The 25,740-nt window shown below is 67.9% G+C and carries 24 protein-coding genes; 15 read left to right on the top strand and 9 right to left on the bottom strand.

Features of this window, described 5'->3' with window-relative positions; translation table 11 throughout:
• Positions 1–115: 115 nt before the first annotated feature.
• Positions 116–3,538, top strand: coding sequence for a DEAD/DEAH box helicase (locus tag G9E11_RS09360; RefSeq protein ID WP_190605013.1), 3,423 nt, complete (start codon positions 116–118; stop codon positions 3,536–3,538).
• Here G9E11_RS09360 and G9E11_RS09365 read toward each other — a convergent pair.
• The gene (locus tag G9E11_RS09365; RefSeq protein ID WP_246468839.1) at positions 3,528–3,992 is read right to left on the bottom strand and encodes a hypothetical protein; all 465 of its coding nucleotides are present in this window, start codon (positions 3,990–3,992) and stop codon (positions 3,528–3,530) included. The genes G9E11_RS09360 and G9E11_RS09365 overlap by 11 nt on opposite strands.
• A gap of 235 nt (positions 3,993–4,227) precedes the next feature.
• Positions 4,228–6,591 (bottom strand): SulP family inorganic anion transporter, encoded by a 2,364-nt coding sequence (locus tag G9E11_RS09370; protein ID WP_190605015.1) that lies wholly within the window; start codon positions 6,589–6,591, stop codon positions 4,228–4,230.
• A 231-nt stretch (positions 6,592–6,822) separates the two neighbouring features.
• Here G9E11_RS09370 and G9E11_RS09375 point away from each other — a divergent pair, with 231 nt between their 5' ends.
• Together G9E11_RS09375 and G9E11_RS09380 are read left to right on the top strand one after the other, a co-directional pair.
• Positions 6,823–7,140 (top strand): FCD domain-containing protein, encoded by a 318-nt coding sequence (locus tag G9E11_RS09375; protein WP_246468840.1) that lies wholly within the window; start codon positions 6,823–6,825, stop codon positions 7,138–7,140.
• Between the two features lie 73 nt (positions 7,141–7,213).
• Entirely contained in the window at positions 7,214–7,429 is a 216-nt protein-coding gene (locus G9E11_RS09380) for a sigma factor-like helix-turn-helix DNA-binding protein (protein ID WP_190605017.1), read from the top strand.
• A gap of 26 nt (positions 7,430–7,455) precedes the next feature.
• Here G9E11_RS09380 and G9E11_RS09385 read toward each other — a convergent pair whose 3' ends face one another.
• A complete protein-coding gene (locus G9E11_RS09385) occupies positions 7,456–8,013 on the bottom strand; it encodes a flavodoxin domain-containing protein (protein WP_190605019.1) in 558 nt (185 codons plus the stop codon).
• 176 nt (positions 8,014–8,189) lie between these two features.
• Here G9E11_RS09385 and G9E11_RS09390 point away from each other — a divergent pair, with 176 nt between their 5' ends.
• Together G9E11_RS09390 and G9E11_RS09395 are read left to right on the top strand one after the other, a co-directional pair.
• Positions 8,190–8,552, top strand: a complete 363-nt coding sequence (locus G9E11_RS09390) for a cupin domain-containing protein (protein ID WP_190605021.1) — start codon at positions 8,190–8,192, stop codon at positions 8,550–8,552.
• Between the two features lie 68 nt (positions 8,553–8,620).
• Positions 8,621–9,478, top strand: coding sequence for a prephenate dehydratase (locus tag G9E11_RS09395; RefSeq protein WP_190605023.1), 858 nt, complete (start codon positions 8,621–8,623; stop codon positions 9,476–9,478).
• Here the strand turns inward: G9E11_RS09395 and G9E11_RS09400 are convergent.
• Positions 9,475–10,707 carry a benzoate/H(+) symporter BenE family transporter gene (locus G9E11_RS09400; RefSeq protein ID WP_414635182.1) on the bottom strand — a complete coding sequence of 411 codons (1,233 nt, stop codon included), beginning with the start codon at positions 10,705–10,707 and terminating at the stop codon, positions 9,475–9,477. The two genes, G9E11_RS09395 and G9E11_RS09400, sit on opposite strands and share 4 nt — an antisense overlap.
• 108 nt (positions 10,708–10,815) lie before the next feature.
• Between G9E11_RS09400 and G9E11_RS09405 the strand changes: the two genes are divergently transcribed.
• The 4 genes from G9E11_RS09405 (at position 10,816) to G9E11_RS09420 (ending at position 14,004) form a co-directional block, all read left to right on the top strand.
• Positions 10,816–11,667 carry a Rieske (2Fe-2S) protein gene (locus G9E11_RS09405; protein ID WP_190605025.1) on the top strand — a complete coding sequence of 284 codons (852 nt, stop codon included), beginning with the start codon at positions 10,816–10,818 and terminating at the stop codon, positions 11,665–11,667.
• Between the two features lie 98 nt (positions 11,668–11,765).
• Positions 11,766–12,134: a YybH family protein gene (locus G9E11_RS09410; RefSeq protein ID WP_311764330.1), complete on the top strand. Its 369-nt coding sequence runs from the start codon at positions 11,766–11,768 to the stop codon at positions 12,132–12,134.
• Between the two features lie 155 nt (positions 12,135–12,289).
• Positions 12,290–12,718, top strand: coding sequence for a YciI family protein (locus G9E11_RS09415; RefSeq protein WP_190605027.1), 429 nt, complete (start codon positions 12,290–12,292; stop codon positions 12,716–12,718).
• A gap of 26 nt (positions 12,719–12,744) precedes the next feature.
• The gene (locus G9E11_RS09420) at positions 12,745–14,004 is read left to right on the top strand and encodes an RNA polymerase sigma factor (protein WP_190605029.1); all 1,260 of its coding nucleotides are present in this window, start codon (positions 12,745–12,747) and stop codon (positions 14,002–14,004) included.
• 36 nt (positions 14,005–14,040) lie between these two features.
• On the opposite strand, the gene G9E11_RS09425 is transcribed toward G9E11_RS09420, so the two are convergent.
• Positions 14,041–14,595 carry an isochorismatase family protein gene (locus G9E11_RS09425; RefSeq protein WP_190605031.1) on the bottom strand — a complete coding sequence of 185 codons (555 nt, stop codon included), beginning with the start codon at positions 14,593–14,595 and terminating at the stop codon, positions 14,041–14,043.
• Between the two features lie 170 nt (positions 14,596–14,765).
• Here G9E11_RS09425 and G9E11_RS09430 point away from each other — a divergent pair, with 170 nt between their 5' ends.
• A complete protein-coding gene (locus tag G9E11_RS09430) occupies positions 14,766–15,347 on the top strand; it encodes an adenylate kinase (protein ID WP_190605033.1) in 582 nt (193 codons plus the stop codon).
• A gap of 30 nt (positions 15,348–15,377) precedes the next feature.
• Here the strand turns inward: G9E11_RS09430 and G9E11_RS09435 are convergent, their stop codons facing one another.
• Positions 15,378–16,046 carry a response regulator gene (locus G9E11_RS09435; protein WP_190605035.1) on the bottom strand — a complete coding sequence of 223 codons (669 nt, stop codon included), beginning with the start codon at positions 16,044–16,046 and terminating at the stop codon, positions 15,378–15,380.
• Positions 16,047–16,058: 12 nt separating this feature from the next.
• Positions 16,059–17,633: a sensor histidine kinase gene (locus G9E11_RS09440; RefSeq protein ID WP_190605947.1), complete on the bottom strand. Its 1,575-nt coding sequence runs from the start codon at positions 17,631–17,633 to the stop codon at positions 16,059–16,061.
• A 289-nt stretch (positions 17,634–17,922) separates the two neighbouring features.
• On the opposite strand from G9E11_RS09440, the gene G9E11_RS09445 reads away from it, so the two are divergent.
• The 5 genes from G9E11_RS09445 (at position 17,923) to G9E11_RS09465 (ending at position 22,564) form a co-directional block, all read left to right on the top strand.
• Entirely contained in the window at positions 17,923–18,933 is a 1,011-nt protein-coding gene (locus G9E11_RS09445; RefSeq protein WP_190605037.1) for a Bug family tripartite tricarboxylate transporter substrate binding protein, read from the top strand.
• Positions 18,930–19,433, top strand: coding sequence for a tripartite tricarboxylate transporter TctB family protein (locus G9E11_RS09450; protein ID WP_190605039.1), 504 nt, complete (start codon positions 18,930–18,932; stop codon positions 19,431–19,433). The genes G9E11_RS09445 and G9E11_RS09450 overlap by 4 nt, the downstream gene beginning before the upstream one ends.
• Positions 19,434–21,122, top strand: coding sequence for a tripartite tricarboxylate transporter permease (locus G9E11_RS09455; protein WP_190605041.1), 1,689 nt, complete (start codon positions 19,434–19,436; stop codon positions 21,120–21,122).
• On the top strand, positions 21,119–21,511 hold the full coding sequence (locus tag G9E11_RS09460; protein WP_190605043.1) for a universal stress protein: 393 nt from the start codon (positions 21,119–21,121) through the stop codon (positions 21,509–21,511). Before G9E11_RS09455 ends, G9E11_RS09460 begins: the two co-directional genes overlap by 4 nt.
• Positions 21,512–21,604: 93 nt before the next feature.
• Positions 21,605–22,564, top strand: coding sequence for a D-2-hydroxyacid dehydrogenase family protein (locus G9E11_RS09465; RefSeq protein ID WP_190605045.1), 960 nt, complete (start codon positions 21,605–21,607; stop codon positions 22,562–22,564).
• Positions 22,565–22,624: 60 nt separating this feature from the next.
• Here the strand turns inward: G9E11_RS09465 and G9E11_RS09470 are convergent, their stop codons facing one another.
• Positions 22,625–25,324, bottom strand: coding sequence for a PEP/pyruvate-binding domain-containing protein (locus tag G9E11_RS09470; protein ID WP_190605046.1), 2,700 nt, complete (start codon positions 25,322–25,324; stop codon positions 22,625–22,627).
• Positions 25,325–25,466: 142 nt separating this feature from the next.
• Positions 25,467–25,740, bottom strand: a 274-nt coding sequence (locus G9E11_RS09475) for a MerR family transcriptional regulator (protein ID WP_479686150.1), incomplete at its 5' end; no start/stop codon positions are given.

Here is a 25,740-nt window from a genome sequence, read left to right on the forward strand (position 1 = left end):
TTGAGGGCGAAGTGAACGCCAGGCGAAGTTTGCGCAATTTGAGGGCCCCTTCCGCCCGACTAAGATGGATCAGATAACCTGCAGATTTTCGACCTGCCGAAAGTAGCGCGCACCCATGCCTTCCCAACCGGACGACAGTGCGGCACTGGCAATCCAGACCCCCGCGATCAACGACCGCTCCCTCGCGGCCGGGCTCGCCTATGCCATGGGCGGCCGTGTCTCCGGGATCTCGTTCGACTCCGCCACCGGCCTGATGCTCGGCAAGGTCCGCGGCGGCTCCGACGTGCCGTACTCCACCACGGCCAAACTGGTCCGGAAGGGCGGCGGCTGGAGCTGCACGGTGGGCGTCTGCAGCTGCCCGGTCCGCAAAGACTGCAAGCATGTGGCCGCGCTGCTGTTCGCGGCCGAAGACAACCCGGCCGTGAGGGTGCAGCTCCTGTCCCCCGCCGACGTCTCCCGGGTGTCGCGTGAAAAGTCCGTGCCGGCGCTCTCGGACTGGGAGCAGGCACTCAGCCCCCTGATCTCGCAGGCCGGCCCTGCGCAGCAAAGCGGTGGCACTCCCCTGGCCCTGCAGTTCGAAGTGGAGGAACCGGCCCCGCACTTCTCCTACACCGGCCGCCGGGATCCGCTCCGCAGCGTCCGCCAGCTCAAGGCCCGCCCGGTGATCATGGGGGCCAAGGGCAAATGGATCCGCGGCGATGTCTCGTGGAACACCCTGAGCTACCTGAACTTCAAGCGCGAGTGCAACCAGGCCCATGTGGAGTGGCTGCAGGCCTTCCTCGCCGCCCACACCGCGGGCGCGAACCGGCCTTACTCGTCGGCGTCCCTCTGGCTGGGGCTGAACACCTTCGCCGGCAAGAACCTGTGGGGCCTGCTGGAGGAAGCACGGCAGATCGGCGTCGCGCTGGTGCACAGCCGCGGCCAGGAACCGGTGAAGGTGGCGGCGGAGCCGGCGGCGGTCGGGCTCAACCTGGGCCGCTACGGAAGCGACGGGCAGGAAGGCGGCCTGGAGCTCGCATCCACCATCACGGTTGACGGCACCGAGGTTGATCCGGCGTCGGTGGGCACCATCGGACGCCCGGCGCACGGCATTTTCCTCACCTCCAGCGGGGACGCGCTGCCGGGGGTCGCCGCGGACGAGGTCATCACCCTGGCCCCGCTGGAGAGCGGACTGAGCGAGGAGCTGCTGGCCTTCGTCACGGCGGGCAGCACGCTGCACATCCCGGCCCGGGATGAGGGCCGCTTCCTCACGGGCTTCTACCCCAAGCTCAAGCAGACCGCACGCGTGACGGCGGCGGACGAGTCCGTCGAGCTCCCCGAGCTCGCCCTGCCGACGCTCTCGCTGCTGGCCAACTACGGCGCCGACCACCGAGTGCGCCTGCACTGGGAATGGCACTACAAGTCGGGCACCATCGTCACGGCACAGCCGCTCTGGCGCCATCCCGGCGACCACGGCTACCGTGACGATCCGGCGGAAGCCCGGATCCTGGAGGCAGTGGGCCAGCCGTGGGACGTGGTGCCCAAGCTGGGTGAATCCGCCACCGGCGGCTGGGGCACGCCGCGCCTCGCGGCCGCCGCGGAGCTGAGCGGGCTGGACACGCTCGCCTTCACGGAGGAGGTGCTCCCCCGGCTGCGGAACACGCCCGGCGTCGCCGTCGACACCTCGGGCGACATCGCCGACTACCGGGAGGCGGAAGAGGCGCCGGTGGTGGCGATTTCCACCAAGGCGACCGACCAGCGCGACTGGTTCGACCTTGGCATCGTAATCACCCTCGAGGGCCAGCCGGTGTCCTTCGCAGCCCTTTTCTCCGCCCTCGCGGCGGGGCAGACACGGATGCTGCTGCCCAGCGGCGCCTACTTCTCCCTCGACCTTCCGGAGCTGCACCAGCTCCGGGCCCTCATCGACGAAGCCCGCAGTCTCCAGGACAACCCCGGCGACAAGGACGCTCCTCTGCAGATCAGCCGCTTCCAGGCTGGCCTGTGGGATGAACTTGCCCAGCTGGGGATCGTGGACGAGCAGGCGTCCGCCTGGCGCGCAGCGGTGGGCGGGCTGCTGGCGGACGGCGTCCAGGGCCTGCCGTTCCCGGCCACCCTTAACGCCGAGCTGCGTCCGTACCAGCTGGAGGGCTACAACTGGCTCAGCTTCCTGTACCGCCACAGCCTCGGCGGCGTGCTCGCCGACGACATGGGCCTGGGAAAGACCGTGCAGGCGCTGGCCCTGATGTGCGCGGCCAAGGAACACGCCGCGTCTGCCGGGGTCGTTAAGGAAGCGGACGCCAAAACTGAGAACGACGGCGGCACGCCCTTTTTGGTGGTGGCGCCAACCAGCGTCGTGGGCAACTGGGAGGCCGAGGCAGCCCGCTTCGCGCCCGGCCTTACCGTCCGCGCCGTCGGCGAGACTTTTGCCAAGAGCGGCGCCGACCCCGCCGAGGCCCTGGCCGGGGCGGACATCGTCATCACGTCCTACGCGCTGTTCCGGATCGACTACGAGTCCTACGCCGGACGGCGCTGGGCCGGGTTGGTGCTGGACGAGGCGCAGTTCGTCAAAAACCACCAGTCCAAGGCCTACCAGTGCGCCCGCAAGCTTCCGGCGGCGTTCAAGCTGGCCATCACCGGCACGCCGCTGGAGAACAACCTCATGGAGTTCTGGGCCTTGACCTCCATCGTGGCGCCGGGGCTGTTCGCGAGCCCTTCGCGGTTCGCCGAGTACTACCAGAAGCCGGTGGAGAAGAACGGTGACAGGGGGCAGCTGGACAAGCTCCGCCGTCGGGTCCGTCCGCTCATGATGCGCCGGACCAAGGAGCAGGTCATCAAGGATCTGCCGCCCAAGCAGGAGCAAATCCTTGAGGTGGTGCTTAACCCGCGGCACCAGAAGGTGTACCAGACGCACCTGCAGCGCGAGCGGCAGAAGATCCTGGGCCTCATCGAGGACGTGAACAAGAACCGCTTCACCATCTTCCAGTCGCTGACGCTGCTGCGCCAGCTCAGCCTGGACGCCTCACTGGTGGACGAGTCGCTGTCCGGCGTGCGGTCCAGCAAGCTGGACGTGCTGTTCGAGCAGCTCGAGGACCTCGTGGCCGAGGGCCACCGCGCGCTCATCTTCAGCCAGTTCACCGGCTTCCTGGGCAAGGTCCGCGAGCGCCTCCGCGAGGAGAACATCGAGTTCTGCTATCTCGACGGCGGCACCCGGAACCGTACCGACGTCGTCAATGAGTTCAAGAACGGCACGGCCCCGGTGTTCCTGATCAGCCTCAAGGCCGGCGGGTTCGGCCTCAACCTGACCGAGGCCGACTACGTGTTCCTGCTCGATCCGTGGTGGAATCCCGCGTCAGAGGCACAGGCGGTGGACCGCACGCACCGCATTGGTCAGGCCCGGAACGTCATGGTCTACCGGTTGGTGGCCAAGGACACCATCGAGGAGAAGGTCATGGCACTCAAGGCCAAGAAGTCGCAGCTGTTCGCCGACGTGATGGAGGGCGATGCGCTCTCCGGCGGTGCACTCACCGCGGAGGACCTGGCGGGACTCTTCAACGACTGACGGCTGCTGCGGGGTACGGTCCCGGCTGATGCCCGCTTGGCCGTCCGTCGAGGGACATCGCCGCGGCCGGGGCGGGGCGCAACCCGAATGAAGTCCGCTTACTGAACCACCGCCCAAGCGCCTTGCCCTTGCCCTTCCACCAGCTGTCCTCGTCCGTGTCGGTGCGCCACCGGTAGATCAGGACCACCAGCACAAACATCCCGGCCGTGACGTTCGGCCAGGCGCCGGAGGCCGCGTCGATCAGCGCCTTGAGCGCCGTGGTCAGGATCGCCGCCGGGGCCAGCGTGCGGAAGACGGTGTTGGCCTGGTACCGCCGGTGGGAGCGCGGCACTGAGAGCAGCCGGACCATGTCGGAACAGGCGCACACCACCACCACGGCCTGTCCCAGCGTGAGCAGGATGGACCCCGGCAGGGACCCTGCGAACTGTACCGCTGACGCCAGCCCGGAACTCATGGTTTGCACCCTTCCATGCCGTGCCCCTCCTCGCTTGCGCTATTCCTTGCACTGCTTCCTGTACCCCTGCGTGTGTCAGACCATTCAACGGCGCCCGTCCACTTTGAGTCACGGGGGTTGGCTACCCGTGTTTGCCGCCAGCATCACTCGTCTCTACGCAGCGGTACGCAGTTCGGCGGCCGGTCGTGACTGGCCGCCGAACTGCGTACTCCGTTCAGATGTGGATTAGGGCCCGTCAGGCCGGGGCCAGCTCTTCGGCCTGCGGCAGCGGATCCAGGTGGCTGATGCCCGCGGGCGTGATCTGCAGGACCCGGGCCGTGGCGATGTCATAGAACAGGCCGGTCACATGGACGTCACCGCTCCGGACGGAGTCCTGCAGGCTGGCGTGCTGCCGCAGCCGCTCGAGCTGGACGGCAACGTTGACCATGGCCAGCTGGTCCACCGCGCCGTACCCGGCTTCCTCGGCTGCAGCCTGGACGGGGTGGCCCGCGTGGAACGACTCGAGGCTCGGCCGTCCGTGGTCCAGCCAGGACTCAACGGGGCAACGTTCTTCCTGCCCTTCCGGCCTCTGCCCTTCCGGCCTCTGGCCAGCGGCCTCCTGGTCAGCGGCCTTCCGGTCAGCGGCAGGTCCGGCGAGCAGGGCGGTCATGGCGCCGCAGCCGGAGTGGCCGCAGACCACCACCGACGTGACCGACAGCTCGTTGAGGGCGAACTTCAGCGATGCCTCAACGGACGGTTCGAGGCGGTCGCTTCCCACCACGTTGCCCACGTTCCGGACCGTGAACAGGTCCCCCGGGCCGCTGCTGGTGATCAGGTTGGGCACCAGCCGGGAGTCGGCGCAGGTGATGAACAGCGTGTCCGGATCCTGGAAGGTGGACAGCTCCTGGACGTGCGGACGCAGCAGGTGGGCGTGGCGGCGGTGGTAGCTGTCCACGCCGTTGAGCACGGAGCGTACCGGGGCCGGGACGTGTCCGGCTGCCGCCGTGGCCAACGGTGCAGCGTCCCGCTGCCAGCTCCGCCACGGAGCGAAGCCGCCGCGCAGTGCGGAGCGCGACGAGCCGCGTGCGGGAGTTCCCGCCACGGCGGCGTGAAGCGTCGCGGTGCCGGTTTCCTCGAACTCGACACTGCCGCCGTTGTTCACGTGCCGCACGCGCCACGCCTCCAGGGTGTCGTGCACCGGGTGGTCGAGGTAGTCGACGTCGAGCTCCACCGTGACCTGCGCCGCCGGCGGCACCGCGGCCAGCACCTTGCTCAGGCGGGGAAGCGACAGGAACGTGCAGGAGCCGTCGATGACCACGCGCCAGCGGCCTTCTGCGCTTCCGCCGAGGGGCTCCGCGTGAATGCTGGCCCGGACCACACGCCACAGGACCAGCAGCACTGCCAGCGCGAGCCCGATCAGCACCCCGGCCAGCAGGTTGACGAACACCACCGTGAGCAGCGTGGCGGCATAGACGGCCAGGTCACCGGTGATGCGTGCCGTCTGGAAATCGGCCACCTTCACGAGGCGGATGCCGATCATGATGAGCAGCCCGGCCAGCACGGCCTGCGGCACCAGCTGGATGACTCCCGCCAGCAGCAGGGAAAAGACCAGAACCCAGATGCCGTGGAGGACGGCGGACTTGCGGGTGCGCGCCCCGGCCTCGACATTGGTGGCACTGCGGACGATCACACCGGTGACCGGCAGGCCGCCCAGCATGCCTGACGTCACGTTGGCAGCGCCCTGTCCGAGCAGTTCACGGTTGAAATTTGTACGCTCGCCGTGGTGCATCTTGTCGACGGCGACGGCGGACAGCAGCGACTCCACGCTCGCCACCAGGGCGATGGTGACGACGCCGACGGCGATGGCGGTCCACTCCCCCTGCGGCAGGTGCGGGAGGGCGAGGGCGTCCAGCAGCGAACCATCGAAGGTGATCCGGTCGACGTCGGAATTGAACGGAAGGGACAGCAGCGTCGCGGCCACCACGGCCACCAGCGGGCCGGGCACGCGGCGGACGGCGGCCGGCATGTGCTTCCACGCGACGAGCAGTGCGATCACCACAGCCCCCAGGAACGCGGCCTGCGGATCCACGGCGGCCAGGCTGTCCGGCAGTGCCACAATATTGTGCAGGGCCGCTTCGCCGGCTTCGCTGCCGAGCATCACATGCAGCTGCTGCAGGACGATGATGATGCCGATCCCGGCAAGCATCGCATGCACCACCACCGGCGCAATGGCAAGCGCCACCCGCCCCACCTTGGCCATGCCGAGCAGCACCTGGAGGACGCCGGCGGCCACGGTGATGGCGCAAGTGACGGGCCAGCCGAACTGCTCAATGAGGCCGGCGACGATGACCGTCAGGCCTGCTGCCGGGCCGCTGACCTGCAGTGGAGATCCGCCGAGGCTGCCCGCAACGATGCCTCCCACTGCGGCCGCGATCAGTCCCGCCATGACCGGCGCGCCCGACGCCGCGGCGATGCCGAGCGACAGCGGAACGGCAACGAGGAACACCACGAGGGACGCCGGCAGGTCCCAGCGGAGGCCCGAGGTCAGGCGAGCGAGGTCTGGTATCCGGCTCCTGCCGGGGTGGGTGGGTTGTGGATCCGTGGCGGCTGGCGAGGGCATATAAGTCCTTAGCTCGTTCGAAGGGTCCTTATCCACGGTATTGACGCCCCGCCAGAGGCCGCAAGGATACGGCCCGTGAGAAGAAACACGAGGTCAGGCCGGTCATAATGCGAAAACTAGGGCGCTAATCCATTCGTTTGCATAAACGCCGTACTGCTTCATCAGGGGCAGTTCCCCCATGCCGCAAGGGGTCCCCGTCGGGCAGGAAAACCGGCCGCCGATCAAGTCACATTGAGGCCGTACACGTCCGACGGCGGATCAGCCGGCAAAGATTTAACGTGCCGGAAATCTTTTGCGGCAGCGCTTAAATGGCAATGGCTCGCGGAGCGCCTGCTGGCGTACTTCACCAGCGGAGACATAGCGGTCGGCACCAGGCTTCCAACCGAACGGACGCTTGCCGCGTCCCTCGAGGCGGACGCCGCGTTCCACCGGGAGATCGCCGTCAGTTCGGGCAACCAGGTGCTCCGCGAGCTGTTGCAAAGCATCCGCTCGTTGCTTCGCATCTGGGTGGACCGGGCACTGACCGACGAAGGCGATGCGGCCCGGTAGGGCGCGCGATGCTGCCCAACTGTGGGGGTGCGTCCCTAGGAATTCTCGAAGGCCGCGACGCGAGTCTGATGCCATGCTCAATGACCACGGAATCCGGGAAGCCCTGACGAAGCTTGAGAGCGAGCAGCGGGACGTCCTGGTGGCACTTCACTACTGCCGGCTCACGGTGGCCGAAGCGGCACAGCAGCTGGGCATTCCCGCGGACTCGGTAAACCACCGGGCGCTTGCCGCGCTGCGGACCCTGCGCCGGCTCCTTGACCAACGTAGCGCCGGCCAGAGCCTTCCGTAGCGCCGCGCGGCCATCGGTTGCGGCGTCTATTGGCCGGGCGAAGGAGGGCCAGGCGAAGGAGGGCCGGGCGAAGGAGGGCCGGCCAGCTGCGCACTGACCTCGCCGGCCCACGCATCGATGGCGTCCCAGTCACGGAGGTCGCCGAACCTCCCGCCGGCAAGACGGAACAAGCCCCGGAGCATGGCCGGCATCTGGGCGGGCGGGTAGACGCCGGAGAACAGTTTGTGGTCCCGAAGGGGGACCTGTGGCCGCAAATACTGTGCCAGGCGTTCCTGCTGCAGCGCTGCCCCGCGCGCGCGAAGAAACTTGGGCAGCCCATCGGACATCCCCACGCTGAAACACCACACCGGCATCGCCTCCAGCTCAGCGGAGAACCGGCTGATAAAGGACACTGCCCCTGGCAGCCATTCCTGGTTATGAATGGCGCTGCCCAGGATGACGGCGTCGTACCCGGAGGTGGCCTCGACGTCGTCCACCGGCCGGCACTCAACGTCGTTCACGGCCTCCCGCATACGCGAGGCAATGCGCTCCGCGATCTCGGCGGTGGACCCGAACGCGCTTGCATAGGCAACCAGGACGGACATGGGAAAACTCCCTTCCGTTCTCAAGCGTGGCAGAAATTCCGGCGAGCGGAAGAGGCCTATGTTTCCGGTCCTTGACATGCCGTCAGGGCAGGCCTAGAACGTGGCATAACAGGCAGCAGCAACTGCGATTCAAGCCTTCATCCCCGGAACAGAAATATCCACAACAGGAGGTCCAGATGCCAGGTTTAATCCGCAAAAATTTTGACTCGCCCGAGGAGACCCGGCCGTTTGAGGACGGCAAGGGTCAACTCCAACTGGTCAACATGGAGGGCGGCGGCGTCGGCCGTGCCACGTTCGAGCCGGGATGGCGGTGGTCCGAGCACGTAAAACCGATCGCAGGGACCGACAGTTGCCAGGCTGCCCACATGGGCTACTTCATCTCCGGCCGGATGAAGGTGGTCATGGACGACGGCGAGGAGATGGAGTACGGGCCGGGCGATTTCGCCATCATGCAGCCCGGACATGATGCCTGGACCGTTGGCGATGAAGCCTGCGTTGTAATCGACTGGCAGGGGTTCTCGGACTACGCGAAGAGGTGAGCAGCACCCCGGTGCCGCGGCAACCCGCGTTTGGGTTAGCCGGCGCCGGGCGTGACATCATACGGAGCATGGCCCAGAAAATTGCGTTCCAGGGTGAGCCCGGCGCCAACTCAGATATTGCCTGCAAGCAGATGTTCCCGGGGCTGGAGAGCGTTCCGTGCGCCAGCTTCGAGGACGCCTTCGAGCTGGTGTCCAGCGGCGAGACGGATCTGGCCATGATCCCGATCGAGAACTCCATCGCTGGCCGGGTGGCGGATATCCACCTGTTGCTGCCGCACTCGGGCCTGCAGATCGTGGGAGAGTTCTTCCTGCCCATCCACTTCGACCTGCTCGGCATCCCGGGCAGCACCATCGAGGGGGCCACCGAGGTCCACAGCCACATCCACGCCCTGGGCCAGTGCCGGAAGCTGATCCGCGAGGCCGGCCTCAAACCCGTGATCGCGGGCGATACAGCCGGGTCAGCCCGCGAGGTGCGCGAGTGGAACGATCCCACCAAGCTGTCCCTCGCGCCGCCGCTCGCTGCCGAACTCTACGGACTTGAGGTCCTGGCCTCAGCGGTCGAGGACGACCCCTCCAACACCACCCGCTTTGTGGTCCTGGCGCGGGAGACGGAATTGCCGGCCCGGGAAGCCTTGCCCGGACCGGCAGTCACCAGCTTCGTGTTCCGTGTCCGGAACGTCCCCTCCGCGCTCTACAAGGCCCTGGGCGGTTTCGCCACGAACGGCGTGAACATGACCCGGCTTGAAAGCTACATGGTGGGCAACGAGTTTACCGCGACCATGTTCATGGCAGATGTGGAAGGCCACCCCGAGGACCTGCCGCTCAGCCTGGCCTTGGAGGAACTGGGCTTCTTCACCACCGAGCTGTGGATCCTCGGGGTCTACCCCGCCGCCGACCACAGAACGCAGCGGGCGGCCAGCAACTAGCCCGCAGTTTTGCCCTGCGGCCGGTTACGGTCTTGGAGGACCGCCCGGACCAGGAGCCCTGCCAGCAGGGCCCAGAACGCCGCGCCGATTCCCAGGAAGCTCAGCCCTGACGCGGCCACGAGGAAGGTCACCACGGCGCCGGTCCGCTCACCCGGTTCTGCCAGCGCCGAGGCGGCAGACCCGGCGAGTGTGCCCAGCAGGGCGAGTCCGGCGACGGCTTCCAGCACCCCCGGGGGAGCCGCAGCCACGAGGGCGGCGAGCCCGGCGGAGAAGGCTCCCAGGAGCAGGTAGGCCAGACCCGACACGAAACCTGCCACCCAGCGCCAGCCGCGGTCCGCGCCTGCTTCGTCCCCGGCCGCCAGTGCGGCGCTGAGCGCGGCAAGGTTGATGGCGTGGCCGCCGAACGGCGCGGCCAGCAGCGTGCCGGTACCGGTGACCAGCATGGAGGCCCGCCACGGCGCCTGGTAACCGAAGGACCCCAGCACCGCCACCCCGGGCACATTCTGGGACGCCATGGTGACGATGTACAGCGGCAGTGCGATGCCCGCCACCGCACCCAGCGACCAGGAAGGCGTTGTCCACACCATCGCCGGCAGCAGGCCCGCCGTTGGCACGGCCCGGCCTTCAACAACCAACTGGACCACGATGCCGGCGAGCGCGATGGCCAGCGCGCCCGGGACCGACCAGCGGGGCGCGAACCGTGACAGCACCAGCCAGCAGAGCAACACCGGTACCACCAGCAGCGGAGCGCTCTGCACGCCCTCCATCGGGGCGAGGCACAACGGCAGGAGAACCCCGGCCAGCATGGCTTGCGCAAGGGGTGTCGGGATGCTGCTGACCAGCCGCCCCAAAGGGCGGACGAGTCCGGTCCCGGCGATCAGAACCCCGGTCACCAGAAAGGCGCCGACGGCGGCCGGCCACCCGCCGTCGGGAACTCCCGCGACGGCCAGCAGGGCGGCCCCCGGTGTTGACCAGGCGAGGGTCACCGGGATCCGGTTCCGCCAGGCGAGGAGCACCACCCCGGCGCCAACCATCAGGCAGAGGGCCAGGAGGCCGCTCGACGCCTGCTCCGGGTTTGCCCCCACGGCACGGAGGCCGGAGAGGACCACGGCGAAGGTCGAGGTGAAGCCGACAAGCGCCGTCACGATGCCCGCCATGACCGGCCTTACCAGCCCCTCGGATACGGGGGCAGCAGGGTCGCGGGATATTCGTGGCGAAGACAGCGGCATGTGAAAGTACGTTACCGGAGACGGAGCGGCCGGCACCTTGTCATCGCGTCTCCGGCGATGCAGACTGGTGCACCACCTGTCCTGACTGCCAGGCCGAAGGAGTCCACCATGAACCCGCTGCACGCGTTAGTTGATGCCATCGAACACTTCGACCGGCTGGACGGGGTGGCGTCCGCCATCTCCAAGGCCGTTGGAAGAGCCGTCCAGCCGCGGCCCGTCCGCAACACCCTCAGCGGCACGTTACTGGGCCATCCGCTGCACCCCGTCCTGACCGATTTCCCGATCGGGGCCTGGACCATGGCCACCGTCCTGGACACCGTGGGAGGGCCCGCTTCCGAGCCGGCCGCCGACATCCTGGTCGCCGTCGGAATCGCGACGGCCGTTCCAACCGCGGCCGCCGGCCTCAACGACTGGTCCGACACGCAGGGAAAGTCCCGGCGGGTGGGGCTGGTCCACGCGGTCGCCAACGGAACGGCGCTTTGCCTGTTCTCGTCGTCGGCCGTGGCCCGGGCGTCCGGCAGCCGGACTGTCGGAAAAACTCTGGGACTCGCCGGTTTCGGCGTCCTGATGTTTGGCGGCTTCCTCGGCGGCCACCTCAGCTACGGCAACGCGGTCAACGTCAACAAGACGGCGGGCAGGACGGGCCCCCGGGACTGGAAGCCCGTTCTGGCGGAGTCCGAACTTGCAGACGGTGAGCACCGGAAAGTGGACGCGGGCAAAGTCTCGGTCCTTCTGTACCGCTCCGGATCCCGGGTCCTGGCCCTGGACAGCGTGTGCAGCCACATGGGAGGTCCGCTCGACGAGGGAACAATCGCAGACGGCTGCGTCACCTGCCCCTGGCATGGCAGCACGTTCCGGCTTGAGGACGGCCACATAATCCGCGGGCCGGCAACCACGCCCCAGCCAAGCTATGAAGCCAGGATGACCGATGGCCGGATTGAGGTCCGCCGGCGTGGATAGCAGGGACCGTCCGGGAGCGCGCAGTTTCCCCTAGCTTCCGCACCCGGCTGCTGATAGATTGCACACCTCAGACCGGCAGGAGTCCTGGGGAGGGCACCGTGGGAATAACGGATCCGCACGCCATGCAGATGGCCTGGGCGGCGCGCTTCAACGCCATGGACATCGACGGAATGCTGGAATTATTCGAGCCGGATGCGGTCTTTGTCCCCCAGCCGGGCATGCCCACCACGGGCGAAGACAGCGTTAACGCCATGATGGGATTCCTGCAGGCAGGGCTGCCTATCAGTCTGGCCACGCGCCATGTCTACGTCATCGGTGACATTGCCCTGGCCATCGCCGAGTGGGCCATCAAAGGCACAGCGGCCGACGGCAGCGAGGTGGACCTCCACGGCAATACAGCCGACGTCCTGCGCAGAGGACCCGAGGGCTGGAAGATCGCCATCGACAACCCGTTCGGCACCGCCTGAACCGCAGCCTGGGTCAAAGCCAGGATCCGGGCTGCAATCCGGCCGAACCGGATCCGCGAAAAAATTTTACGGCGGCCTGTCGATTTCCGCCGGACCCGTTCGACGGGATAGTAGACGGACGCACACGGCGTCCACGTCAACGCAAGGAGAGAACCATGAAGTACATGTTCATCATGCGCGCCACGGACGAAGCCATCGAAGCGTCGAAGCAGGTTCCGTTCGAGGAGATCCTCAACCAGATGGGCGCCTACAACGAACAACTCATCAAGGCCGGCGTCATGCTCGCCGGTGAGGGCCTGACCGACCTGTCCGAAGGCTCGGCCTTCGTGGTCAATTTCGACGAGGAACCGCCAGTGGTGACAGACGGCCCCTACGGCGAAACCCATGAACTGTTCAACGGCTTCTGGATTGTCCAGGTAGCCTCCAGGGAAGAGGCGAAGGAGTGGGCCAGCCGCTGCCCGCTTGGTCCCGGATCGAAGCTTGAGGTCCGCAGGATAGCTGAAGCCGACGACTTCGCTGACTTCAAGGACAACGAGTACATCCAGAAGGAAGCCCTGTGGCGCCAGGAGCTGAACCAGCCCTGAGCCGGCTGACGGTAAGTGAAGACCCTGTGAACGAACAGGCGGGAGCCGCGGTACGGCGCCGGATAGATGCCCTGTGGCGCATCGAGGGTGCACGCATCGTCGCGGCCCTCGCCCGCGCCACCCGGGACATGGGCTTCGCCGAGGACCTGGCTCAGGAAGCCCTGGCCGAGGCCCTGGCCCAATGGCCGGAATCCGGGACACCGGACAACCCTGCCGCCTGGCTCACCGCCGTCGCCAAGCGCAAGGCCATCGATGCGTGGCGACGCTCTGAGCGGCTCGATGAGCGGTACAGGGCCATAGCCCGGGACCTGGAGGACGACGACGGCGTCGCCTGGGTTCCGCTGGAGGATGACGTGCTCAGGCTCGTGTTCACCGCGTGCCACCCTGTCCTCTCCCGGGAGGCCCAGATGGCCCTGACGCTGCGGGTGGTGGGCGGCCTCACCACCGAGGAGATTGCTCGGCTGTTCCTGGTTCCCGTCGTCACCGTGCAGCAGCGCATAGTGCGGGCCAAGAAAACGCTCGCGGCGGCCCGGGTGCCTTTCGAGGTTCCCGAGCCCAACGAGTGGGGCGCCAGGCTGGGAGCGGTCCTCGGCGTCGTCTATCTGGTGTTCACGGAAGGCTACGCCGCCACCTCGGGGGACGCGTGGATTCGGCCCGGCCTGGCCAACGAGGCCCTGCGGGTCGGGCGCATCCTGGCCGGGCTGGTTCCCCGCGAACCCGAGGCCCACGGGCTCGTGGCCCTGATGGAGTTCCAGGCGTCCCGCTTCCCTGCCCGCACCACTCCCGACGGGTCTCCGGTCCTGCTGGCGGACCAGGATCGGACCCGGTGGGACCGGGCGCAGATCGGCCGGGGCCGCGCCGCCCTGCGCCGCTGCGACGCGCTGGGCCGGGGCCGCGGCAACTACGCGCTGCAGGCCGCCATTGCCGAATGCCACTCGATGGCGCCCAGCGTGGACGACACTGACTGGCAGCGCATCGTGCTGCTCTATGAGGCGTTGGGCAGGATCGCGCCCAGCCCGGTGGTGGAACTGAACAGGGCCGTGGCGGTATCCATGGCCACCGGACCGGCGGCCGCGCTGGCCATCGTGGACGGCCTCGCCTCCGGGGGCGCCCTGCGCGGAACGCACCTGCTGCCCAGTGTCCGCGGGGAACTGCTGGTCCGGCTCGGGCGGACCGGGGAGGCGCGCTCCGAATTCATGGCGGCGGCCGGCCTGGCCAGGAACCAGCGCACTCGGGAGCTTCTGGAGGAGCGCGCAGCCGGCATATTGCCGGCACCCGGCACCTGACCGGCACCCGTTCGGCTCAGCCGGGCTCAGCCCGGTTCAGACGCTGAAGGTGACGTCCTTGGTCTCTTCCACGGCGGCGGTCCGGCCCGGCCCTTGGTGGTATTTCCAGTAGAGGTTCGTGAAGGCAATGACCTGGTCCGGCGGCGGGGCGCCCCATTCGGTCAGGTCCTCCGTGGTGTGGGCGTCGCTGACCAGCGTCACGTCGTAGCCGCGGACGAACGCCCCGTGGATGGTGGACCTGACACATTCGTCCGTCTGAGCTCCGGCGACCATCAGCCGGCCGGCCGCCGCGGCGGCCAGCACCTGTTCCAGATCGGTGTCATCGAAGGCGTCACTGAATGACTTGTGCACCACCGGTTCCTGCTCGCGTCTCCCCAGCTCGGGCACATATTCCCAGGCCTCGCTCCCCTTCTCCAGCCGGTCATCGGAATGCTGGACCCAGACCACCGGGACCCCGGCTTCGCGTGCCCTGTCCACCAGCAGGGCGATATTGGACACCACGGCGTCCCGCTGGTGCGCTTCGGCCACCACCGCCTTCTGCACATCAAGCACCACCAGGGCGGTGTTGGGCCGGTCCGGCAGCGTGGTCATGAGGGTCTCCTTGCCCGGTGACTGGTGGGACCAGCCTAGGAGCCGCCGCCACCGTTGGGAACACCCCGGACGTTGTGAACACCCCGCACATGAGCACCCACCCTTGCAGGCGGACCGGGCGGGCGGAAGAATGGCCCTAGCGTGCTTTCTCGGCAGATCGGACCAAAAGCATGACCCGCATCCTGCTCATCGGCCCGCCCGGCTCGGGCAAGGGCACCCAGGCGCACCGGCTCAGCGGACAGCTGCACATTCCGGAGATCTCCACCGGGGACATGTTCCGCAGCCACCTTGCCGACGGGTCACCCCTGGGCCGGGAAATCAAGGGATTCCTCGACGCCGGCAACCTCGTCCCGGACAATCTCACCACTGCCATGCTGCGGGACCGGCTGCAGGAACGGGACGCGAGGAACGGCTTCCTCCTGGACGGCTACCCCCGCACCGTGAGCCAGATGGACGACCTTGACGGCATCCTGGACGCCGCCGGGAGCAGGCTCGACGCCGTGGTGGAAATTACCGCCGACGACGACGAGATCGTCCGGCGGCTGCTGCTCCGCTCCCAGGCCGAGGGTCGGAGCGACGATAGTGAAGACGTCATCCGCCACCGGCTTGAGCTGTACCGGCAGGAAACGGAACCCGTCATCGCCCGCTACGGCCGGCGCAGCCTGCTGGTCAGCGTCGACGGCACGGCGGACATTGACGCGGTCACCGTCAGCGCACTGGAGGGCATCGAGGCCGTCAGGGCCCAGCCCTGAAAGCGACGGCCCTCCAGAACTTCGCGCCGTTCACCCTGCTTTCCACACATACCTCCGCTCGGGACGTCCGACGCCGTACTTCAGTGTCACGTCCACCAGCCCCTCGTCGTTGAGGTACTCCAGATAGCGCCGCGCGCTGACGCGCGACGTCCCCACCTGCACAGCCAGTTCTGCGGCCGACACGTCGGCGCCACCGGCACGCAGCGCCTTCTCCACCACCTGGAGGGTCTCGGCGCTGCAGCCTTTCGGCAGCGGCCGGTCTGCGCGATCCAGCCCAAACACGCGGTTGACGTCCGACTGCTCCGCCACGTCCTTCGACGCATCGAGGCTCTGGTACGTGGTGCGGTAGTGCTCCAGCCGCTCCTGCAGGTCGGTCTGGGAAAACGGCTTGATCAGGTAATGCACGATCCCGCCGCGGAGCGCCTTCCGCACCGTCTCCACCTCGCGCGCGGCGCTGATCACCAGCACGTCCAGCTCGGGCGCCACGTCACGCAGCTGGTGCATCAGGTCCAGGCCGTTGACGTCGGGCAGGTGGATGTCCAGCAGCACCAGGTCCGGCTGCAGCCGTTCGGTCTCCAGCACCGCCTGTGCGCCCGTATGCGCCACCCCGACGACGGCAAACCCCGGCGTGCGCTGGATAAAGCCTGCGTGGACCTTGGCCACCATGAAGTCGTCGTCGACGATGAGTACCTTGATCAAGGCCGTTCCTCCCTAAGCATCGGCAGTTCTGCGCATCAGCAGTGCCGTAAACACGGCGCCGTGCTCGTTCCGCACCGCGAGCCGCCCGCCGCGCCGCTGGCAGACCACCCTGGCGAGCGCCAGGCCGTATCCGCGGCCACCGTCGGGTGAATTTTTGGTACTGAACCCCTGCCGGAAAATGTCGTCCATGACCTCCACCGGGACCCCGGGTCCCGAATCCCGTACGTCAACCCGCACGCCGCCGTCGTTCTCTTCGATATGCACCTCGACCTTCGCTTCGGAGGTGTTGGTGACGGCGTCGAGCGCGTTGTCCACCAGGTTGCCCACCACTGTGGTCAGGTCCCTGGACAGTTCCTCATCCACCTTGCCCAGCCTGGATTCCTCAACGAGCTGCAGGGAAACCCCGCGCTCCGCGGCGAGGCTCGACTTGGCGATGAATAGCGCGGCGAGGGCCGGATCCTCAATCCTGCTGGTCACGTCGTCGTTCAGCCGCGTCCGGTTGGACGTCGTGCCGTTGACGAACTGGACGACGGCGTCATACTCGCCGATCTGGATCAGGCCCGAGATGGTGTGCAGCTGGTTGGCGAACTCGTGCGCCTGCGCCCGGAGGGTGTCGGTGGCCGTCCGCGTCGTGCCCAGCTCGCGTTCCAGCGAAGCCAGCTCGGTCCGGTCGCGGAGGGTGGTGACGGAGCCGATCACGCGCCCGTGCGAGCGCATCGGCATCCGGTTCAAGACCACCAGCTTCTCCCCCACGAGGACCAGCCGGTCCGGGCCGGGCTGGTCCTGGGTGAGGACCTCGCGCAGCACAGGCGGCACCTCCAGAGCGGCCAAGTTCTTCCCGACGCAGTCGTGCGGCAGACCCAGCAGGCTCCGCGCACTGTCGTTGACCACTGTGATTCGCTGCTGGGGGTCCAGCGCCACCACGCCTTCCTTGAGCCCGTGCAGCATCGCCTCCCGGTTCTCCACGAGGCCGGTGATTTCGTCCGGCTCCATGCCCAGCGTCTGGCGTTTGACGCGGCGGGCCAGCAGGAGCGAGCCGGCCACGCCCAGGACACTGGCCACGCCCAGATACGTCAGCAGGTTCGGAACAGCGTCGCCCAGCCGCTCGAGCACCGAGGGGTAGCTCCTGCCGACGACGGCGATCCCCACCATCTTGCCGGCGTCGTCCAGCACCGGCACGTGGGCCACTACGGCCTCCTCTGCCCCGGTTCCGACCACCCCGGTCCACGCCCGCCCGGACATCACCGCACTGTCGCCGAGTTCCAGCTGGTGGCCCACCAGAGACGGATCCGACGACGTCACCATCGTCCGGTCGGACCGGACCAGCGCAACCTGGGAGGACCCCGAAATCGTGCGCACCGCTTCGGACACTGAGGGAAGCACCGATCCGCTTTGCGGCTGGGCATCCGGCAGGAGGCTTCGCACTGCGGGCGTAGCAGCCAGCGTCTCCGCAGCAGAGAGGGCCCGCCGGCCCTCGACCCGTTCAAAAGCTGCCGCCGACTGGGCCAGCGAAATCGCCACCACGGCCACCAGCACGGCCAGCACAATCAGGAGCTGCAGCCGAAGATACTGCCCCGCAAGGGACATTCCTCGCCGTCGAGTCATGTGCTGCTGTTCTTCCTGTGAGTCTGCGGGTGGGGGTGAACTATACGGGACACGCTACCGGACATTGGGCGGTGTGTTCCGCGGAGTCCACAACGCGTGAACCCCGTACAGAACACCTCGGCGGGCAACGTGGTGGGGAGCCGGAAACGTGAACGAAATGAACTTAACTTTCTCTGCTTACACAAGCGTGAGCCCCGTCACGTTCGGCCTTAGCATCGGAAGCACCCGATCAAAACGGTTCAAAACGGTTCAAAACGAGAAGAGGAACAAGATGCGCGGAATGAGCGCACTGCGCGTGGCCGCAGTAGCCGCAGGCATCGCCCTGATGGCGTCCGGCTGCGGAGCTACCGGCAAGACTGCCGCCGGCCCCTCCACGAGCGGAGCAAGCACCGCACCCCTCGCCGGGCTTCGCATCATGGTGCCGAACACGCCCGGCGGCGGCTACGACACCACGGCGCGCGCCGCGGCGAAGGTACTCGAGGACGAGAAGCTTGCCACCAACCCCGAGGTCTTCAACCTGGCCGGCGCCGGCGGCACTGTTGGCCTGGCCCGCATCGTCAACGAAAAGGGCAACGGCGACCTCGCCATGCTCATGGGCCTTGGCGTCGTCGGCGCAAGCTACACCAACAAGTCCCAGTCGAAGCTGACCGATACCACCCCGCTGGCCCGGCTCATCGAAGAGCCCGGCGCCATCATGGTGTCCAAGGACTCGCCGTACAAGACCATCGACGATCTGGTGACGGCGTGGAAGAAGGACCCGTCCAAGGTCAGCGTCGGCGGCGGCTCCTCGGCCGGCGGTCCGGACCACCTCCTGCCGATGCAGCTTGCCGGTGCCGTGGGCATCGATGCCAAGAAGGTTAACTTCGTTTCCTACGATGGCGGCGGCGATCTGCTTCCGGCAATCATCGGCAACAAGCTGGGCTTCGCGGCTTCCGGCGCCGGTGAATACATCCAGCAGATCAAGGCCGGCGATATCCGGGTCCTGGCAACCAGCGGCGAGAACCGCCTTGAAGGAGTTGACGCCCCCACGCTCAAGGAATCCAAGATCGACCTGGTCTTCAGCAACTGGCGCGGCATCGTGGCCCCTCCCGGCATCAGCGACGCCGACCGCGACGCCCTGATCGCCACGCTGGAGAAGATGCATGAGTCAGCATCATGGAAGGAAACGCTGAAGACGCGCGGCTGGACCGACGCCTTCGTCACGGGTGACGAATTCAAGTCCTTCCTCACCGACCAGGACAAGCGCGTTGCCGACGTCCTGACGAAGCTCGGCCTGGCGTGACCTCCTTGGCCTCCCGCCTCAAAGGCCGCTCCGAGCTGGGCGTCGCAGCCCTGCTCGGGGCGGTCGGCGCCCTGGTCCTCATTGACGCAGCGCGCCTGGTTGTGCCGTACTCCCAGTCGGATCCGGTGGGCCCCAAGGCCCTGCCGATCATCGTGGGAGGACTCCTGCTCATCTGCGCCGTGCTGCTGGCAGTGAACGTTCTCCGGGGCGGACGCGGTGAGGCCGAGGCCGGCGAGGACGTCGACCTGACCCACCCGAGCGACTGGAAGACCGTCCTGCCTCTGGCCGGCGCCTTCATCGCCAACATCCTGCTGATCGACTGGGCCGGCTGGGTCATCTCCGGAACGGTGCTCTTCTGGGGCAGCGTTTGGGCGCTCGGAAGCCGACACTATGTCCGCGACGGACTGATCTCCCTGGCTCTGGCGCTCCTGACCTTCTACGGCTTCTACCTCGGCCTGGGCATTGCCCTTCCCGCCGGGCTCCTTGAAGGGATTCTCTAGATGGACGTCCTGTCCTCACTCATGGACGGGTTCGCGACCGCGCTGACCCCCATGAACCTCCTGTACGCCCTGATCGGCGTCATCCTGGGCACCGCCGTCGGCGTCCTGCCCGGCATCGGCCCGGCCATGACTGTGGCACTTCTGCTCCCGGTGGCCACCGTCCTTGAACCGACCAGTGCGTTCATTATGTTTGCCGGCATTTACTACGGCGGCATGTTCGGCGGTTCCACCACCTCGATCCTGCTTAACACCCCCGGCGAATCGTCCTCGGTGATCACCGCCATCGAGGGCAACCTGATGGCAAAGGCCGGTAAGGCGGCCCAGGCATTGGCGACGGCGGCCATCGGCTCGTTCGTCGCCGGCGCCATCGGCACCTCGCTCCTTGTGGTCTTCGCGCCGATCGTCGTGCAGTTCGCTGTGAGCCTTGGCGCCCCAAGCTACTTCGCCATCATGGTCCTGGCCCTGCTCGCCGTCACCGCCGTCCTGGGCTCGTCCAAGCTGCGCGGCTTCGCCTCCCTTGGACTCGGTCTGGCAATCGGCCTCGTTGGCCTCGACTTCGTCTCCGGCCAGGCCCGCCTCACCTTCGGCCTGCCGCTGCTCTCCGACGGCCTCGACGTCGTCGTGATCGCCGTGGCGATCTTCGCCGTCGGTGAAGCCCTGTGGGTGGCGGCGCACCTGCGCCGCACCCCGCTGCAGATCATCCCGGTCGGCAGGCCGTGGATGGGCAAGGAGGACTGGAAGCGGTCCTGGAAGCCGTGGTTGCGCGGCACTGCCCTCGGTTTCCCCTTCGGTGCGCTGCCCGCCGGCGGCGCGGAGATCCCCACCTTCCTCTCTTATGTGACCGAGAAGCGGCTGTCCAAGCACCCGGAGGAGTTCGGCAAGGGCGCCATCGAGGGCGTCGCCGGGCCCGAGGCAGCCAACAACGCGGCTGCAGCCGGCACCTTGACCCCGATGCTGGCCCTTGGCCTGCCGACCAACGCCACCGCCGCCGTCATGCTGGCCGCGTTCACCCAGTTCGGCATCCAGCCGGGGCCGCTGCTGTTCCAGAACGAGGGTCCGCTGGTGTGGGCACTGATCGCCAGCCTGTTCATCGGCAACTTCCTGCTGCTGCTGGTCAACCTCCCCCTGGCCCCGGTCTGGGCGAAGCTGCTCCGGCTGCCGCGCCCCTACTTGTACGCCGGCATCCTCTTCTTCGCCACGCTGGGCGCCTACTCGGTGAACCTGCAGGCGTTCGACCTGATGCTTCTGCTGGTCCTGGGCGCCCTCGGCTTCATGATGCGCCGCTATGGGCTGCCTGTCCTGCCGCTCATCCTCGGCGTGATCCTGGGGCCTCGCCTCGAAAAGCAGCTCCGCCAGGCGCTGCAGCTGAGCGCCGGCGACGTGTCCGGCCTCTGGAACGAGCCGGTCGCCGTCGTGGTCTACGTCATCGTGGCACTGGTACTCCTCTGGCCGCTGGCGGCACGGATCTGGCGTGCCCGGCGTCCCCGGACTGGCGGACTCGTCGTGGCCGGCGGACCTGCTGTGGACGGACCCGCTGCCGGGCCCGCTACCGCACCCTCAGTCGCGGCGCCTGCTGCCCCGGCCGCCGTCGAGGGCCCTGCTGTTGAGGCACCCGCTGATCGGGGGCCTGATGCGGGCCGCCGCCGCGCGGACGCCGCCCATGCCAACCACGGACAGGAGAAATCATGAGCATCATTGTCGGCTACATCCCCACGGCCGAGGGCACCGCAGCCCTGGACCGCGCCATCACCGAGGCGCAGAAGAGCCAGAGCCGGCTGGTTATCATCAACTCCTCCCGGGGAGACGCCATCGTTGACAAGCGCTACGCCCAGGCTGAGGACATGTCCGCCTTGACGGCGCGGCTGGAGCGGGAAGGGATTGAGCATCTGGTTCTGCAGCCGGTGCGCGGCAACGATGCGGCCAACGAGGTGCTGGAGGCGGCGGAGAAGTACCGGGCTGACCTTATTGTGATCGGCCTCCGGCGCCGCACTCCCGTGGGCAAGCTGATCATGGGCAGTGCTGCGCAGCAGATCCTGCTGGAGGCATCCTGCCCGGTGCTGGCCGTCAAGGCCAGCTGATCCCATAACCAGGCACCACTCGACTAGCCTCAAGAGGTAGGGGCCCGCACCGGCGGGTTCCTGCCTCTTTTGGTCTTAAGGCAGAAGGACAGCATGCACCAGCTCGCGATTCTCGACGACTACCAGCGCGTGGCCCACAGCTTCGCCGACTGGGGCTCCCTCGAACAGCGTGGCGTCGACGTCAGGGTGTTCAACCAGCACCTCGCCACTGAAGCTGAGGTTGTGGAGACCCTGCAGGAAGCCAGCATCGTCATTGCCATGCGGGAGCGAACGCCCTTTCCCGGCCGGGTCCTCGAAAAGCTGCCCCGGCTGAAACTGCTCGTCACCACCGGCGCCGCCAATGCCTCGATCGACGTGGAGGCAGCTTCACGGCTGGGAATCACCGTCTGCGGAACGGGCGGCTCCCCCACCGCCGCGCCCGAACTGACGTGGGCGCTGCTGCTGGCATTCGCCCGGAACCTGACACAGGAGGAAGCCAGCCTGCGCAACGGGCGCTGGCAGACCGGCGTCGGCTTCGAACTGTCCGGCAAAACCCTCGGCATTGTGGGGCTGGGGAAAATCGGAACGCGCATCGCCGGCTACGGCCGGGCCTTCGGGATGGAGGTGCTGGCCTGGAGCCAGAACCTGACCGAAGAGGCCGCCACGGCGGCAGGCGCCCGGAAGGTCGGCAAAGACGAGTTGTTCCGGGAGTCCGACGTCGTGTCCCTGCATCTGCGGCTGTCGCCGCGTTCGGAGGGAACAGTCGGTGAACGTGAACTGCGGCTGCTCGGCCCGGACGGCGTGCTGGTGAATACTGCCCGCGGTCCCCTGGTGGACCAGCAGGCGCTGGTCACCGCTCTGTATGAGGGGTGGATCCGCGGAGCGGCGCTGGACGTGTTCGACCAGGAACCGCTACGCGCCGGCCATCCCCTCCTCGGGGCGCCCCGGACCCTGCTGACTCCGCACCTGGGATATGTGACCGACGCCAGCTACCGGGCCTTCTTCGGCGGCGCGCTCGAGGACGTCACGGCGTGGCTGGCCGGCTCCCCGATCCGGGTGCTCACCCCCAACTAGGTAGCAGCTCAGGGCGTTCCCAGCCCTGAGAATGCCCTGAACTGCTACCTAGTTGACCATTTAGCCGCCGAGCGTGACGGTGCCGGCGTCGCCGTCGACCTTGACCTGCTGTCCGCTGGACACGCGCTGGGTGGCCACGCCCGTTCCCAGGACGGCGGGGATGCCGTACTCCCGGGCGACGATCGAGCTGTGGCTCAGCGGGCCGCCAACGTCCGTGACGACGCCGGACGCCATCGCAAACAGCGGCGTCCAGGCGGGGGTGGTCATGCGTGCCACCAGCACCTCGCCTGGCTGCATGGTGGCGAAGTCGTCGGGGCCGTGCAGCAGCCGGGCCGGTGCGCTCACGTGCCCGGTGCTGGCGCCAACTCCGGTGATGACGTCCCCCGCCTGTTGCTGGGTCCGTGCGGGCATCATGCTGCCAAACGCACGTTCCATCCAGCGGCTTTCGGGCAGCAGCTGCGGGGCCGCTGCTTTCCGCTGGCCCCGCCACAGCATCTTGCGCTGCTCAACGGCCTCTGCCCGCACGGGCCGGTCCGTGCCGGTGATGGCCGCGCCGGGCGTAGCCAGCCCGAAGTCGACGGCGTTGCGGAGTTCGTCCAAGCGTAGCCAGAAGATGTCGGACGGCGCGGCGATGACGCCCGAGGCCGTGAGCCGTTCCCCCAGTTCCAGCAGCATCCGGCGCATCAGCGGCCAGGCCAGTCCGACGTCGGCCAGTGCGTCCTCACGGACGGGCGCCGCCTTCTGCGCCCAGCGCAGCAGCTTACGGAAGACGGCGCGGCGGCGCGGCCCCAGCCTGGCGCTGATCAGCCGGCATTGCTCCTCCCGCCGGTCGGCAGACCGCTGCTGGCGCTGGTGCGGGTCCTTCCCCTGCCCCCGCACGAAATACCTCAGGGTCTCGAGCAGGGCAGAGGGGTCATCGGCCGGCACAGGGTTGACGAAGTCAAGGTTGTAGACGGCATGTCCGTAGCGGTCCAGGTGCCGCTGGAGGCGGGAACGCCACTCGTCCCACTGGCCCTGATCCACCCCCGCAATCCCGTCCACACCCGCCGGAGGCTCGCCGCTGCGGAGAGCTTCGGCAATGCCGGCCGCTGATCCCTCCGTGATGGCCGAGGCAAGCTGCGGCCTTTCGCGGGTCCACACCGCCAGGTCATACAGGGATTTCTCCGCTCGGATGGGCTCGCTGTCGTAGCCGATGAGGAAGACCTCCGCGGACGGGTCGCCGGGCCGCCGGACGAGCTTGTCGTAGTAGCCCCGGAACATGATCTCGCTGGTTGCGGCGATGGGGATGATGGACTGCACAGCGGTGTAATACGCCGCGCCCGCGTCCAGCAGCGCGGAAATGCCCTCAAGCAGTTCGGGAGCAGGACGGTCCGACGGCGGTTTGGCCGCCCAATACTTCACGAGCCCGCGGTACATGGGGTGCGAGTGGTCGCGCCATCCCTTGATTCCCATGTTGGCCTTGCCCTGGGCCAGCGCCCGCATCGCCGTCAGCGATTTGCCCATGACCCGCCGCATCCCGGCGTTGTTGTAGTAGTAGTACGCGTAGCCGTTGACCGTGGGCAGCGAGACGTCCCCGGGCCGCACCACGCTCTTGGCGAATGCCTCGTTGAGCAGCGCGTTCAGCGACCGCACCACGGCGCCGTCGATGAGGTCGGCGAACAGGGGCGATAACGGGTCCGGCAGCTGCTCGACGATGCTGGCCCGGAAGTACATCCCGTTCGGATAGGGCAGCGGCCACTCCGTCGGAGCGTCGGCCGAGGGCTCCGGCAGCGCGGTGATGGGACGGGCCTGCAGGATGAAGAAGTCCCCTGCCGCCTGCGCCCACTCGATGTCCTGCGGCACCCCGAAGTGCTGCGCAATGGCCGTTCCCTGCCGGGCAAGTGCGGCCGCCGCGTCGTCGTCGAGCACGGCCACCCGGCGTTTATCTTCAGGCACCGGCTGCTCCCTGGTACCTGTTCCGTCGTAGACCGTCATGACGTCCTTGTCCGCTGTCCGGCGCTGCCCTACCCGGCCCGTCGCGGCATCCACTACGACGTCGTCCGTGGTGACGGCCCCGCTAACCACTGATTCACCCAGCCCCCAGGCGGCGCTGATCACTATCTCGTCGCGGCGGCCGGTGGCGGGGTTGGCGGTGAACAGCACGCCGGCGGCCGCCGCGTCGACCATTTCCTGGATCACCACCGCGAGGCGGACCGTGGACGAATCAAAGCCGTTCTGTGCGCGGTACGCCATGGCGCGGCCATTCCATAGCGACGCCCAGCAGTTGATGACGGCGGCGGCGACGGCGTCTGGCCCGGAGACGTTCAGATATGTGTCCTGCTGGCCGGCGAAGCTGGCCGAGGCGAGGTCCTCCGCGGTGGCCGAGGAGCGCACCGCAACCCGCGCGGCGTAGTCGCCGCTGGACTCTGCACCGTCCTCTTCGCCTAGGTCCGCCGCCTGGTGGCTCAGCCGCCCGTACGCAGCGCGGAGTTCGGTACCAATCTCCTCGGGCATCGTGCTGTCGGTGAACAGGGAGCGGATCTGCCGCGCGGCGGCCTCGTAGTCGTCGTTCGAAGCACCGGCGGGAACGGCGGCGAGCTCGAGAATGCTGCCGGCGATCCCGTTGGCGTTGACGAAGTCCTGGTAGGCCGGCGTGGTAACTACGAATCCCGGCGGCACCGGGAAACCGGCCTGGGCCAGCTCACCGAGGTTGGCACCCTTGCCGCCTGCCTCGTCCACGTCGCTGCGTCCCAGCTGGTCAAAGTCCTTGATGTAGGTCATGACCTCGCCGTCCCTTCTGCCCGGGAGCCGGGACCGCGGCATTGCGGCTGGTGACCCCATTACGGCGCTGCACCCTATTTTGGCACTGCACGTGATTCTGGCAATGGGGAACGCCAGCGGGAACGGCGGCCGAGGGAACAGGCTAGATGTCACCGCGCGGGCGCCACACCACTACAGCCTGCGAACGGGGCCGCGGCCGCTGGCCGCGCGCCAGGCTCACCACGTCACCGGCGGTGCCCGCCGCGAAGATCCGGGATTCCGCTGACTCCCGGCGGCGGGCCAGTAGGTCGGTCAGTTCGCTCACCCGGTGCTGCAGGGCAGCAACCTGGTTTTCGAGCTCCAGGATGCGTTTGATCCCCTCGAGCGAGACGCCCTCATGGGATAGCCGCTGCACCTCACGGAGCCGGTTCACGTCC

This window comes from Arthrobacter ipis (assembly GCF_014694315.1).
GTDB classification, from domain to species: Bacteria; Actinomycetota; Actinomycetes; order Actinomycetales; family Micrococcaceae; genus Arthrobacter; species Arthrobacter ipis.